This window comes from Sulfurimonas sp., from assembly GCF_028713515.1.
GTDB lineage: Bacteria > Campylobacterota > Campylobacteria > Campylobacterales > Sulfurimonadaceae > Sulfurimonas.
Genome location: NZ_JAQTOD010000003.1, coordinates 166,665 through 179,339, shown reverse-complemented (window position 1 = coordinate 179,339; position 12,675 = coordinate 166,665). Strand labels below are relative to the sequence as shown.

Sequence of the window (12,675 nt, the reverse complement as noted above, 5' to 3'; positions counted from 1 at the left end):
ACCTTTTTGATTTATCTATGTCTATTTATATATTGAAGAAGGAGCGATGAGAGCTCATTTTTAAGTTTATCATCAAAACTATTTAACTCTAAAATTAGCTCATCTGCCAAAGAATCCGCCTCTTTTAATGTCGCGCTAAGCCCAAGTAGCGTCACAAAACTATTTTTCGCTTCATCATTATTTGTAAGTTTCCCCGCTTCATGAGAACTTTGAGTTACATCCAAAATATCATCTTGAATCTGAAACAGAAGTCCTAGCTTTATGCCAAACTCATAAAGCTCTTCTGCTAACTTCTCTTTACCAACTATAATCGCACCCATTTTTAGTGAGCATGCGATCAGTTTTGCAGTTTTGTTTGTGTGTAAAATCCTTACATCCTCTATGCCAAGAGGTCTATTTTCAAAATAACAATCAATTGCTTGACCCAAAACCATACCGTTTAATCCGCCACTGCTAGCTAGTTCTCTAATAAGATAAATTTTTGTGTAGTCTGAAAATGGCGCGTTGCTTAAAACTTCAAACGAGTAAGTGTTAAGTGCATCGCCAACCAAAATCGCAGTTACTTCATCAAAAGCAACATGAAGAGTCGGTTCTCCTCTGCGAAGAGGCGAGTTGTCCATAGCCGGAAGATCATCGTGAATAAGTGAGTAGGTATGAAGAAGCTCAACAGCGTAAGCAGCATGCATTGCTCCTTCTATGAGAAGCGGATTATAAGCTTTTACGACGCCTAGTAAAAGTTCTGGGCGAAATCTTTTTCCGCCAGCAACAAGCATTTTTTGTAGAGCCTGTTCGTATGTTGGATGTATGCTTTTTGATACTGGAAGATGATTTAGTAAAAATGACTCAAAATTTTGCATTTGGAATTTTAGCTAATTAATATTCACAAAAAACTGAAAATCATCTCTTTGAAAAAGTAAAATAGCTGTTTTCTTGCCGCCAGAGAAGATTTTATAAATATCCTCTTTTGTCTTTACGCTTTGCGCTTCAATCTGGAGTAGTCTATCTCCAACTATAACGCCATGAGCTTCAGCTTCTTTATCTGTTTTTATAACTAACAGATTTTCATCATAACTAATTCCAAAAAACTCCAGTGGTTTCTCGCTCACAAAACCACCACTCTCTCTGTTTTTAGTTGTCATGTTAAGCATAAGCTCCGAGCCATCTCTGCGCACTTTTGCACTATGAGCAGAACCAACCTCGCTAAACAAAATATCTCTCATCAGAGCCGCGCTATTAGTCACTTTTTTGCCATCAAACTCAACTATTAAATCGCCTTTTTTAAACAGGTTGCCATCTAAAAAAGGGTTGCTTTCATCTACAATAACAGATTTTTCAGTATCTTTTATCTTAATCCCAAAATCACCGTATGAAACTTTTTTTGTATCAATAAACCGTTGAATATACTCTTTTTCTATAGCTCCTCTTGGAGTAACGATTGCTTCCAGATAGCAACAACCGTTTATGACAACTCCAAGATTGAGTAAATTTTGACTATATTGTGCAAAACTATCAACCCCTATTTGGTGCTTTACTATCTCACCTTTTAGGGCTACTTTGTCATTAATTACTGCTCTATTGCCGGAAAATTTACTGTTAAATCTAAAAGGATATTTGAATCCATAACTCTCCTCTACAAGATAAAGAGACAGAAATGGATCATATTTGATAATTTTTTGTGTTGGGGGAGTTTGGGAGAAGATTAGTCTTTGATTTTTTTCTATTGGTATTTGAAGCGACTCATTCACGACTGTTTTTGAGTCGATAACTTTTTGTTTGCAAGAGTCAAAGTTGGCACTGTTGCCACATAAGGCAAAAAGGTTTAAAAAAAGAGCTACCAAAAGAAAAAGTAGCTTTAGCATCTACACAACTTCAAGCAACTCATTGCTTCTTTAAACATCAAAATTGTAAAGAAGCAGTTGTTGCGCATTGCTATATCTTCTCTAATATCTCTTCAATATCATTGTTTTCATCAACCAAAACAACTCTTGGCTTATAGTTTTCTAACTCTTTTTCATCATAAGTAGCGTACGCAACAATAATAATTTTATCGCCTTTATGAACTTTTCTAGCAGCAGCACCATTTAGGCAAACATCTCTTTTGCCTCTCTCACCAAGGATTACATAAGTCGAGAATCTCTCGCCATTATTGATGTTTAAAATCTCTACTTTTTGTCCAATTCTCATCTTTGAAGCTTCTAAAAGCTCTTCATCAATTGTAATAGAACCAACATAATTCAAGTTAGCATCAGTTACAGTTGCACGATGAATTTTGCTGTATAACATCTCGATTGTCATGATTACATTCCCATCTGTTTTTTCATCTCACATGGAGAGATTGGTTCATCCCAAACATCAGCGCTTATAAGAAACTCTTCAACAACTTTTCCGCCAAGAAGATGCTCTTCTACAATTCTGTCAATCTTCTCTTTTGTAAGTCCTGCATACATAAAGTGTCCCGGTTCAACTAACATAACAGGACCTGAACTGCAGCGACTTAAGCAAGATGTACGGATAGGTTGAACTGTCCCCATTATGCCATTTTTCATAAGCGATTGTGCTAAATGCTGAAACAAGTCCTGAGTCTGCGGTGTTACACATGATGGCTTTGGCATACCCGGAGGAGATGTTTGTTCACACTTAAATATATAAAATGCCGGTTGAGGAATTCCCATAAATTATCCTTAATATTTTTCGCAATTATAACAAAAATAAGTTCATAAATAATTGCGTTACTTATTTAGTTATATTTTTAAGCAGTTCTCGCACAACTTCTCTATCATCAAAAGGTAGTTCTTCATCATAGATTATCTGGTAAGCTTCATCACCTTTGCCAAGAATTACCACAACTTCATCATCTTTTTGATCAATTAAAGCCATTTTAATGGCTTCTCTTCTGTTTGGCTCAACTTGAACATTAGTTTTATCTTCAATGCCACTCAAAATATCCGCAATAATCATCTCTGGGTCTTCATGTCGTGGATTGTCACTTGTTATATAGACTCTCTTTGCCAAACTAGCAGCAACTCTGCCCATTAAAGCTCTTTTTGATTTGTCACGATCACCACCGGCTCCAAAAACTACCAACAACTCTTTCTCTTTTAGAGCATTTAGTGCTTGTTGCATCCCATCTGGCGTATGAGCAAAGTCGACAATCACATTTGGAGTTTCACTCACTTGCTCCATTCTACCACTAACTCCAGCAAAATTATCCACAACTTCTGCAACTTCTTCAAGTTTTTTACCAGTTATAAGGTGCACAGCACTAATTGCTGCCATAAGATTATAGAGATTAAAAAATCCATGGAGTGCTGCCGTAAATGGAACAACATCTTTAAAATGCTGGATAATTCCACTTGTGGCATTGTTTAGAGAGTATGCTATAAGTCTATATGTAGCAGGATTTTCTATGCCGTAAGTAAAAGTATTTTTAAAGTTAAACGATGCTCTTGGCTCATCTTTATTTATTAGTTTTTTACTCTCATCCTGAAAAAAACTATTTTTTGTAGCTATGTACTCGCCGATTGTTTTGTGATAATCCAAATGGTCTTGAGTAATATTTGTAAGTATTTTCAGCTCAAAATTCAATCCCTCAACTCTTTTTTGAGCGATTGCATGAGAGCTAACTTCCATTATAAAAAATTCACAACCAGCCTCTACGGCTTGATAAATATGTTTATAAGTATTTAAAACTGATGGTGTAGTCAGAGTTTTGCCCTCAACCATCTCATCATTCATAAAAAATCCTCTAGTTCCTTGCATTGCGGCTTTGTAGCCCAAATCTAGTAAAAATGAGTAGATTGCACTAGCGGTTGTTGTTTTACCATTTGTCCCTGTTATACCAACTATTTTTATTCTATCCACTCCAAAAAGTTTTGAAACGCTCTTTATGTCTATAACTGAATGAGCTCCATTATCTTTTGCGTTTTGTAAATATTTCTCATTTTGTGGTGTTAGAACAAAAGCTGTCTGGGCATCACATAGTTTAGAATCTTCTGTAACAAATCTAAACTCTTCGTTTGGTAGTTCAATTTTCAATTCGTTTGCCTTTTGCTAATTTTACAAATAATTTTTTAAGAAGTCTGTCTCCAGGATAGATGCTGAGCGCATTTTCCAAATAACTTAGAGCCATTTCAGCAAAATCATTCTCTATAAGCTTATCAAGAAAGTCAATAAAGTCATCCTTTTGAGTAATTATTACCTTTGTTGAGAACATTATATTTTCAAATGTCTCTTTAAAGCCCTCTCCACTATCGAGTAGTACCTTGAAGTCCTGATAAAGTATACCGTCTTCAAACTCTAACCTGTTGCGAAGTGGTTCTGCAAACATACTGCTAAGCCTATCTAGCGTGCCATCCATATTTTGTAAAATATCGCTCATAATCATATCTGCTTGCTCTTCATCTTCCGCTTTTAAAACTTCATAATAGTCAAAAAGTGCCTCAGCTCCGCCCTCTCCGCTCATAGCCATTTCTGATAAGATAACGCCATTATACGCCTCTTTTGAGTTTGGATAGTTTTGCAAAACTATCGCGAAATTCTTTAGTGCATTTTGAAAATCTGACTTTGAAAAATAGTCTTTTGCTTGTGATAATATTTTGTATTTGCTAATACTCATTCGTCTCTACTTCTTTTATAAATTATCTATATCATGTTCCATACCAACGGGTACATTTATAACTGTTAACTCTGGGTGTATATCAATTTTTAGCTGCCTCTCAACGCCATATTTCAGGGTTGTTCCACTACTTGCGCAACCGATACAAGCCCCCTTTAGCTGTATATAAACTTTTGAGTTTTTAACGGTAATAAAAGCTATATCACCGCCATCAAGGGCTAAAGATGGACGAACTTTATCAATAGTGTTTTTTACTGGAACCATAAGCTCTTCGTCTGTAAATGGGATCATCTCAATTGCCTCTTATTAGTTAATTTTAATCCGTAAAATATGACAAAAACACTTAGTTAGCGATAAATAATATCAGTTATCTATTTAAAGAAAGAATCTGATGGACATAAATTGGTTTTCTCATTCCTACAATTATATAGTTAATACTCTTTTTTTGCATTAAAAAGTCTATGGAACACTCTTGCATAGAAGAAGAGCATCCACTAAAGAACTCATTTAGCTCAATTCTTGTCTTTCTTGAGCACTCATAAGCTACTATTTTTTTATATTCCCATAAGTATTTATCTATAAGAGTAAATAGTTCCTCTTTTAGAGCATCATCAATGTTTCTCATACTTTTTTCAATATGTGGGATAACCTGTTGATATAAAAATATATCTAAATCACCAATCCAGCTAAACTTATGTTTATAATCGTCAAGTTGCTCTAAAAGATTATAAATTGGCTCCAATGCCTCAGTTTCACAAATTTCCATCAGCTCATTGAAAGAGCTATAGTAGGCTCCATTTTCTTCATAGTCAGCTAAGCGAAACATCTTATTTTGAATCTTTGCATTTAGTGGTCTATTTGCTAAAACTCTAATCTCATTTTCATGTGCCCACATTGCGCATCTTAAGCCTTCTGTTTCAAGAAGATTTATTGGCAGCTCTATTGTGGAGAAACTATTTTTTTCATTTCCAACTTCATCTGCTGCGTTTTGAGCCAAAACAATCAAATCTTTGTATGGTAAAAACTCATCACTATTTTGCAGAGCCGAAAAACTGTTTGAGCTTATGCCGTAAGAGTTAATCCTGCCATTTTTTACCTCTTTTTCAAGCCCGACAAAGGCTCTCTCGATTCTTTTGTACATTTCATCAAGTCTGTCATCTCTGCTGATGCCCTGCTTGATTGCATCCAAAATATAATATTCTGGATTATGTATCAAGTAACAATCTATTTTTTGCATCTCTAATCTTTTTAGAGATTTACTAAGTTCTGATCTAAGAAAATTTTCTGAAATTGAGTGGTAGCAGTCATCTGCAAATCTGACAATTTCTATATCCTCTTTAAAAGTGTGAGAATTTTCTTTAAATTCAGCAAGTGCAGTTCCTTGAATATAACCAAACTTACTAACTATCTCAACTTCATCTCTCTTGCTTTTATCAAACTCTCTAAATGCAAGTGCGATAGCTCTCTCTGCTCCACCGTCCATGTAGTTTGATGATGTATCTATCATGGTTATACCGGATTCTATTGCTTCTTTTAATGCTTCTATATGCTGGGGATTAATATCGCTTACTCTATATGTTCCAAATGCGAAATTACTCATAATATCTCACTTTTTATTTTTAAGTATTTTGGTATGTGGAGGTTTTTAGATGGAATAACAAACAGGAAAGATTCCTGCTTATTAAAGTTAATTTACACTAATGATATAAACGCCATAGTAGTAGCATCACCACGACGAATTCTAGTTCTAATTATTCTAGTATATCCACCTGGACGGTCAACATATTTAGGCGCTATATCATTTAGTAAAGCTTTTGTTGCTTCTTTGCTTTGAAGCGCAGCGAATACTGCTTTGTGAGCATTAGAATCATTTTTACCTGCAACTGTAATCAGTTTTTCAATGTAAGAACGAAGTTCTTTTGCTTTTTCAACAGTAGTTTCAATTTTACCATGTTCTATTAACGAAATGCTAAGGTTCTTAAGTAAAGCTGCACGATGTGAACTTGTACGACCTAGCTTACGGTATCCATGACGATGTCTCATCTCTAATTCCTCTTCTTACAAGCTTATAAAGCTTCTATTTTCTTTTTTAATGCACTAGCGATTTCATCTGAGAGAGTACCAACTTCAAAGCCAAACTCTGAAAGTTTTTCTAAAATCTCATCATACGATTTCTTACCAAGGTTTTTAACATTTTTAAGATCATTGATGCTCATTAATGCTATTTCGCCTACCAATTTAATGTTTGAACGATCAAGGCAGTTAAAACTTCTTGCGCTCAAACCTAAAGTGTCTATATTTGTTGTTAATCTTTTAATATCAGAACTCTCTTCTACTCTTTCGATTGAAGTTGGAGCTTTAACACTAATTTCGCTATTAAATACTGCTAGTTGAGCATACATAACTTCTAGTGAGTTCTTAAATGCATCAAGTGGAGATATTTGACCATCTGTCTTAATGTTTAAAATAACTTTTTCAAAGTTAGGATTGTCTTCAACTAATATATTGTCTATCTTATATGTTGCGCTACGAACTGGAGTAAAATAAGCATCAAGTGCAATATATCCACCTTCCATTTCACTCATAGTGTCTTCACTAGCGACATAACCGATACCCTGTACAATCTTAAGAGAGAAATTTAATACAGAGTCTTCATTTAATGTAGCAAGATGTGCTTCTGGAGTCACAATTGTAACTTCATCATTTGAAAGATTACTGCCCTTGATTGTACAAGGACCTGTAAAACTATATTTTATTTCAGACTCTAAAGTTCCATTTAGTAATTTAAAGCGAATCTCTTTAAGATTTAATATAAAATCAGAAATATCTTCAAGCATACCACGCACAGAGTCAAACTCATGCTTAGCACCCTCAATTTTAATAGCCACTGGAGCATAGCCAACTGAACTACTTAGCAAAAAGCGTCTAAGTGGATGAGCTAAAGATATCGCATAGCCTGTTTCAAAAGGGTATGCAATTATATTTGCTTCATTCTCACTTATTTGCTCTACCTCAAATTCATGAGGAGCAAGTGGGGTTGTTTTAATTTTCTTCATTCTCTAACGCCTTTTATTAACTATTATTTAGAGTAAAGTTCAACGATTAAACGCTCTTCAACAGGAATAACTACCTCTTCGCGCTCTGGTAAACGAGTAAAAATTCCAAAAACTTTTTGTGAGTCAACATCAACCCACGGAGCTATACCAGTTTGATTTGTAAGTTCTATAGCACGAACAATCTGAGGATTATTCTTACTGCTTTCACGAATTTCAACTTTCTGACCAGCTCTAACACGATATGAAGGGATATCAAGTTTTTGACCATCTACCAACAAGTGACCATGAGTAACTAATTGACGAGCAAAACGACGAGTTGTTGCGAATCCCATACGGTAAACAACATTATCAAGTCTTTGCTCAATTAGTGTAACAAGGTTTGTACCTGTATTTCCATCTCTTCTTTTAGCTTCAACAAATATAGCACGGAATTGCTTTTCAGAAACACCATACATAAATTTTGCTTTTTGTTTTTCGTTTAACTGCAAACCATATTCAGAAACTTTTTTACGGCGTTGACCGTGTTGTCCTGGAGCATATGGGCGCTTCTCTAACGCAGATTTACCTGCTAAACGACGCTCACCTTTAAGATTAAGACTTACGCCAAATCTTCTTTCGATTTTTTCTACTGGACCTCTATATCTTGCCATCAGTAATCTCCTTAAACTCTACGACGCTTAGGTGCGCGACAACCGTTGTGTGGTAATGGTGTAACATCTTTCATATATGTAACACGGATACCTTCGATAGCACCTACAGCTTTAGTTGCTGTTTCACGACCTGAACCAGGACCTTGAACTTTAATACCAAGTTCTTTTATACCATGCACTTGAGCTTTTGCTACTGCATCTTCAACAGCCGCTTGAGCAGCAAATGGAGTAGATTTTTTAGAGCCTTTAAACCCAAGGCTACCAGCAGAACTCCAAGCTATCATATTTCCCATATCATCAGTAATAGTCACTAAAGTGTTATTGAATGATGAAGATATATGAATAATGCCACGAGCAATATTTTTCTTAATTACTTTTTTTCTAACAGCTTTTCTTTTTGCCATCTACTATCCCTTACGCTGCGCCGACAGTTTTGCGTTTGCCCTTACGAGTACGCGCATTTGTCTTAGTTTTTTGGCCACGACATGGAAGACCACGACGATGACGAAGACCACGGTATGAACCAAGATCCATAAGTGCTTTGATATCCATTGCAACTTTTTTACGTAAATCACCCTCAACCATATGTTTTTCACGGATTTCATTTGTGATAGCCGCAACATCTTCTTGAGTTAGTTCGTAAACTCTTTTATTATAGTCTATGTTTGTCGCGTCAAGAATTCGACGAGATGCATGTAAACCAATACCATAGATGTATGTTAAACCATACTCTACTCTTTTTTTCTTAGGTAAATCAACACCAGAAATACGAGCCATGATTATCCTTGTCTTTGTTTATGTTTTTTAACTTTGCAGATTACTCTTACAATGCCTTTTCTTTTGACAACCTTACAGTCATCACACATCTTCTTAACTGAAGCGCGTACTTTCATAGAAAGCTCCTATTTTGTTTTCTTTTCAGAGAGATAGCTCTTTGAAAATATAAATAATTAAAGCTACCACTAGCTTGTAGTAGCAAAAATAACTAAACTTTACTGCATCTAGGCAAGGCAACAATCAGCTTGCCAATACTTTTGTCTATACAATACATATATAGGTAAAAATACTCTTGTCATAATGTCGAGACAGCAAAGCGGACCAGAATTGTACACAAACAAATGTAAAAGATTTATTAAGAGCGCATCATTTATGCCGCAATCTCTCATATGGTGTGTACAAAAAGTCTGTTTTATAGAAAACTTGGTGGTTTAATTCACTCCCATAAAACAGAAACACCATATTCTCTATCCAACACTATATATTTTTTATACTCTATTTTTTTATTTCCTTTTTTACTAAATAGCTCAACCTCAACACTCTCTTTTTCTAAAAGCTCTCTAATCTCTTTATATGAGAGCCATTTTCCATATTTAGCAAGCGAATTTTGCCAAATCCTAAAACCGCATTTGGACTCTTGCGAGAGTTCAAAAAACTCTCCATCTTCGGTTACCCACTGGGCGTTTGAACAGGCATAAAGTTTTACTTTTTTACCTCTTGCTTCTTTGTCTCTAACCTCAATATCTCCGTCACTGCAAAATGGGCATTTTCCTAAAATCATAATAGAACTCTTTTTTTAATTAGAATTATATAGCACCAGCAAGATAGAGATAATTTATATGACAATTTGCAATATTAACACTAGCTCCAGACACCATCAATTTTAGTGGCACAAAACGGGCAACTATCCATCTCGAGCAGATGGTTTGTTATGTATTGCCCAATATTACCATGCCTCTCAATGACTATTTTATTGCAATTAGGGCAGTATGTTGACTCGCGAAGCCCATCGTCAATATTGCCAACATAAACATATTTCAATCCTGCTTTTTTACCAATCTCATAAGCACGCCTTAGAGTTTTGGCTGGTGTTTTAGGAACATCTAGCATTTTATACATCGGATGAAAAGCACTAATGTGCCATGGCATAGACGAATCTAAAGTAGCTTGAAATGTAGCAATTGCACGAATTTCTTCATCTGAATCATTATATCCAGGGATAAGAAGCGTTGTTGTCTCAATCCATATCCCCTTTTTGCGGGCATATTCAATCGTATCAAGCACCGGCTTTAGCGCTCCTCCACATATATCCTCATAAAACTCTTTACTAAAACCCTTGATGTCAATATTCATTGCATCTAAATATGGAGCGATTGTATCTATCGCTTTATGTGTTTCATATCCATTAGTGACATAAATATTTTTAAGTCCTGCTTCATGAGCAAGTTTGGCAGTGTCGTATGCGTACTCAAAAAAAATAGCTGGTTCATTGTATGTATAAGCAATGCTCTTACATTTATACTCCAACGCCAACTCAACTACTGCTTGTGGGGAAAGAGAGCGACCTATAATTTCGTGATGATGCTCTTGTGGATACTGTGAAATATCAGCATTTTGGCAAAACTTACAGGAAAAATTGCATCCGACAGTTCCAAAAGAGAGTACTTTGGAGTCTGGTAAAAAATGAAACATTGGTTTTTTTTCAACGGGATCAACATTTACTGCTGCGGCAATACCATAGGTTAAAAGTTGCAACTCTCCATTTTCAACTTTTCGAACACCGCAAATGCCATATTCTCCATCGTTAAGCTTGCAGTGTTGATTGCAGGCTTCGCACATAATTCTACCATCATCAAGTTTTTTTGAAAGCCATGCTACTGATGACATAAAAGCTCCTTTTATAAAGATTTCACTTTCAATATTTTTTGTGAAATACTCTATTGCTATCAAAAATTTTAGTCAAATTTAAATGAGAATTTGCTTCTACTTTGTTTGTTGTTCACAGAATTATACTAATCTTTCAGCGCAAACAATTGACATTAAAAATAGTAATTTGCTTCTAGGCGGAGCTCACGATTTGAAGTATCGTTGCCGTAGCCTTCAGAGGCAGTTGCTCCTGCGTTTGGTGATTGACTTGCCAATATGATTTGATTGTCTTGAATCATGTAGCGAACTTTAAGTTCAAGCTTTTTGATTGTTGGGACTTTATACTTGGCATCGATGTTCCATTGATGGGTATCTCCATTATTATAATAACGATCAGTTGATCCTTGATAACCTACTTTGGAGGGATCACGATTATAATAACTGTAGCTAATCAATGCGCTTAGACCGCTTACCATGCTGTTAAAATCATAATTCAATTCTGCTTTATAGGCTTTTGTATTTGCATTCCAGTCGGTAATTGTCATGGAGCGAGTATATCCATCTGTTGGAAATCCTCGCCATGGAGCAATTAAGTCGCCACCACCATCTGTATGGGAATATGCAACAAGGAAGCGAGCCGCTTTGTAGTTGACGACTGCACGCGTAGCATACATATAGGTGTTAACAGAGTTATCATTATCTCCTTTGAGCTGAACTTTTGAAGTGCCACCGGTTGTATTAGTGGCAGTAACTGCACCTGATGCATATATAGAGGAGCCATCTTTTGGAGTTATGATATCTCCTGCACCTGTATCAAACTGTTGCATATATCTAACTCCCAAAGTGATGACGGTATCCCCAGCTTTTATTGCGTAATTGGCTTCTAGCATCCCTTGGTCAATAATATTTTGCCAATGCATCCCCCATGCTTGTATTTCTAGTGGATCAATTGATTTGTTTTTAATACCTATGATTGTTACTCCAGGAGTCTCATCTACACCATAATTTATTCCATCAACAGGAGTAGTATAAGCGGTATAGTGAGTTTTATAATAGTTTTTGATAGCATCAGGAGTATCACCTGTGTCGGCCATAGAGCCAAAATAGGTCATTCCTCGTTCTTTGATCCTATCGGCATAATCAAGTTGAATGGTAGTGTTTGCTAAATCATTTGAAATTACCTGAGCTCCCTGAATGGCAATAGGAATCATTTTTGTATCATTTGGGGTAATCCACGGATTGGACATTAAAAATCGACCCCCTTTAATCGATGTTTTTGCAATATCATATTGAAGATACGATTGTGCTAGAACACTGTATCCGGCTCCAAAATTTGTTGCAGCTCCAGGACCGCGAGCAAAAAGATCAGAGGCAGTTGTATTTTTAGCATAACCTTTTGTATCTCCATTGGTATCATCAGTGAAAAAATTTACTCCATGTGTTATATAAAACCCCACACCGGCACTAAGCCCATGTAGCGGCGCTGTTTTATAAATTAAACTACCACCTATCGCCATTCCTTGACTATCTAAGTTTGGTTTATTCGGGACTGCCCATCCATCGTTATCAATCCAGTTGGTATTGAAGTATTGGGCACGCAAGCGCCCATCAAATTTTCCATCTTTAAATGCACTCTCTAAATCATCTGCTGCATATGTGAAAATCGCAGTTGCAAGCATTAGTGCAGTTGCAATACTAAGTTTTATCATAC

17 protein-coding genes are annotated in these 12,675 nt (G+C 35.9%); all 17 read right to left on the bottom strand.

The features are described 5' to 3' along the window. Positions 1-11: 11 nt before the first annotated feature. Positions 12-857, bottom strand: coding sequence for a polyprenyl synthetase family protein (locus PHV22_RS07250; RefSeq protein WP_295022657.1), 846 nt, complete (start codon positions 855-857; stop codon positions 12-14). A gap of 12 nt (positions 858-869) precedes the next feature. Continuing rightward, complete coding sequence (locus tag PHV22_RS07245; RefSeq protein WP_295022655.1) at positions 870-1,859, bottom strand: PDZ domain-containing protein; 990 nt, start codon at positions 1,857-1,859, stop codon at positions 870-872. 70 nt (positions 1,860-1,929) lie between these two features. Further along, entirely contained in the window at positions 1,930-2,295 is a 366-nt protein-coding gene (gene panD, locus PHV22_RS07240) for an aspartate 1-decarboxylase (RefSeq protein WP_295022653.1), read from the bottom strand. A gap of 2 nt (positions 2,296-2,297) precedes the next feature. Then, entirely contained in the window at positions 2,298-2,672 is a 375-nt protein-coding gene (locus tag PHV22_RS07235; RefSeq protein ID WP_295022651.1) for a (2Fe-2S) ferredoxin domain-containing protein, read from the bottom strand. Positions 2,673-2,733: 61 nt separating this feature from the next. Continuing rightward, complete coding sequence (locus PHV22_RS07230) at positions 2,734-4,035, bottom strand: UDP-N-acetylmuramoyl-L-alanyl-D-glutamate--2,6-diaminopimelate ligase (RefSeq protein ID WP_299946725.1); 1,302 nt, start codon at positions 4,033-4,035, stop codon at positions 2,734-2,736. After that, complete coding sequence (locus PHV22_RS07225; protein WP_295022648.1) at positions 4,025-4,615, bottom strand: hypothetical protein; 591 nt, start codon at positions 4,613-4,615, stop codon at positions 4,025-4,027. Before PHV22_RS07225 ends, PHV22_RS07230 begins: the two co-directional genes overlap by 11 nt. A 15-nt stretch (positions 4,616-4,630) precedes the next feature. Further along, complete coding sequence (locus tag PHV22_RS07220; protein ID WP_295022646.1) at positions 4,631-4,906, bottom strand: NifU family protein; 276 nt, start codon at positions 4,904-4,906, stop codon at positions 4,631-4,633. Between the two features lie 76 nt (positions 4,907-4,982). Continuing rightward, positions 4,983-6,215, bottom strand: coding sequence for an aldo/keto reductase (locus PHV22_RS07215; RefSeq protein ID WP_295022644.1), 1,233 nt, complete (start codon positions 6,213-6,215; stop codon positions 4,983-4,985). A 92-nt stretch (positions 6,216-6,307) separates the two neighbouring features. Continuing rightward, positions 6,308-6,658, bottom strand: coding sequence for a 50S ribosomal protein L17 (gene rplQ, locus PHV22_RS07210; protein WP_295022642.1), 351 nt, complete (start codon positions 6,656-6,658; stop codon positions 6,308-6,310). Between the two features lie 23 nt (positions 6,659-6,681). After that, positions 6,682-7,671 carry a DNA-directed RNA polymerase subunit alpha gene (locus PHV22_RS07205; RefSeq protein WP_295022640.1) on the bottom strand — a complete coding sequence of 330 codons (990 nt, stop codon included), beginning with the start codon at positions 7,669-7,671 and terminating at the stop codon, positions 6,682-6,684. Between the two features lie 23 nt (positions 7,672-7,694). Then, positions 7,695-8,321: a 30S ribosomal protein S4 gene (gene rpsD, locus PHV22_RS07200; protein WP_295022638.1), complete on the bottom strand. Its 627-nt coding sequence runs from the start codon at positions 8,319-8,321 to the stop codon at positions 7,695-7,697. Positions 8,322-8,332: 11 nt separating this feature from the next. Then, positions 8,333-8,725 (bottom strand): 30S ribosomal protein S11, encoded by a 393-nt coding sequence (gene rpsK, locus PHV22_RS07195; RefSeq protein ID WP_295022637.1) that lies wholly within the window; start codon positions 8,723-8,725, stop codon positions 8,333-8,335. Positions 8,726-8,735: 10 nt separating this feature from the next. Continuing rightward, entirely contained in the window at positions 8,736-9,098 is a 363-nt protein-coding gene (gene rpsM / locus PHV22_RS07190; RefSeq protein WP_295022635.1) for a 30S ribosomal protein S13, read from the bottom strand. 2 nt (positions 9,099-9,100) lie between these two features. Then, entirely contained in the window at positions 9,101-9,214 is a 114-nt protein-coding gene (gene rpmJ / locus PHV22_RS07185; protein ID WP_011371958.1) for a 50S ribosomal protein L36, read from the bottom strand. A 320-nt stretch (positions 9,215-9,534) separates the two neighbouring features. Beyond that, positions 9,535-9,879 carry a hypothetical protein gene (locus tag PHV22_RS07180; RefSeq protein ID WP_295022632.1) on the bottom strand — a complete coding sequence of 115 codons (345 nt, stop codon included), beginning with the start codon at positions 9,877-9,879 and terminating at the stop codon, positions 9,535-9,537. A gap of 80 nt (positions 9,880-9,959) precedes the next feature. Further along, on the bottom strand, positions 9,960-10,985 hold the full coding sequence (gene amrS / locus PHV22_RS07175; RefSeq protein WP_295022630.1) for an AmmeMemoRadiSam system radical SAM enzyme: 1,026 nt from the start codon (positions 10,983-10,985) through the stop codon (positions 9,960-9,962). Positions 10,986-11,137: 152 nt separating this feature from the next. After that, complete coding sequence (locus PHV22_RS07170) at positions 11,138-12,673, bottom strand: OprD family outer membrane porin (RefSeq protein WP_299946718.1); 1,536 nt, start codon at positions 12,671-12,673, stop codon at positions 11,138-11,140. Between the last annotated feature and the right edge of the window lie 2 nt (positions 12,674-12,675).

What these genes read in the sequence shown, in the direction of transcription:
- PHV22_RS07250 (WP_295022657.1), bottom strand. Translation starts at nt 857, where the DNA reads ATGCAAAATTTTGAGTCATTTTTACTAAATCATCTTCCAGTATCAAAA.
- PHV22_RS07245 (WP_295022655.1), bottom strand. Translation starts at nt 1,859, where the DNA reads ATGCTAAAGCTACTTTTTCTTTTGGTAGCTCTTTTTTTAAACCTTTTT.
- panD (WP_295022653.1), bottom strand. Translation starts at nt 2,295, where the DNA reads ATGACAATCGAGATGTTATACAGCAAAATTCATCGTGCAACTGTAACT.
- PHV22_RS07235 (WP_295022651.1), bottom strand. Translation starts at nt 2,672, where the DNA reads ATGGGAATTCCTCAACCGGCATTTTATATATTTAAGTGTGAACAAACA.
- PHV22_RS07225 (WP_295022648.1), bottom strand. Translation starts at nt 4,615, where the DNA reads ATGAGTATTAGCAAATACAAAATATTATCACAAGCAAAAGACTATTTT.
- PHV22_RS07220 (WP_295022646.1), bottom strand. Translation starts at nt 4,906, where the DNA reads ATGATCCCATTTACAGACGAAGAGCTTATGGTTCCAGTAAAAAACACT.
- PHV22_RS07215 (WP_295022644.1), bottom strand. Translation starts at nt 6,215, where the DNA reads ATGAGTAATTTCGCATTTGGAACATATAGAGTAAGCGATATTAATCCC.
- rplQ (WP_295022642.1), bottom strand. Translation starts at nt 6,658, where the DNA reads ATGAGACATCGTCATGGATACCGTAAGCTAGGTCGTACAAGTTCACAT.
- PHV22_RS07205 (WP_295022640.1), bottom strand. Translation starts at nt 7,671, where the DNA reads ATGAAGAAAATTAAAACAACCCCACTTGCTCCTCATGAATTTGAGGTA.
- rpsD (WP_295022638.1), bottom strand. Translation starts at nt 8,321, where the DNA reads ATGGCAAGATATAGAGGTCCAGTAGAAAAAATCGAAAGAAGATTTGGC.
- rpsK (WP_295022637.1), bottom strand. Translation starts at nt 8,725, where the DNA reads ATGGCAAAAAGAAAAGCTGTTAGAAAAAAAGTAATTAAGAAAAATATT.
- rpsM (WP_295022635.1), bottom strand. Translation starts at nt 9,098, where the DNA reads ATGGCTCGTATTTCTGGTGTTGATTTACCTAAGAAAAAAAGAGTAGAG.
- rpmJ (WP_011371958.1), bottom strand. Translation starts at nt 9,214, where the DNA reads ATGAAAGTACGCGCTTCAGTTAAGAAGATGTGTGATGACTGTAAGGTT.
- PHV22_RS07180 (WP_295022632.1), bottom strand. Translation starts at nt 9,879, where the DNA reads ATGATTTTAGGAAAATGCCCATTTTGCAGTGACGGAGATATTGAGGTT.
- amrS (WP_295022630.1), bottom strand. Translation starts at nt 10,985, where the DNA reads ATGTCATCAGTAGCATGGCTTTCAAAAAAACTTGATGATGGTAGAATT.
- PHV22_RS07170 (WP_299946718.1), bottom strand. Translation starts at nt 12,673, where the DNA reads ATGATAAAACTTAGTATTGCAACTGCACTAATGCTTGCAACTGCGATT.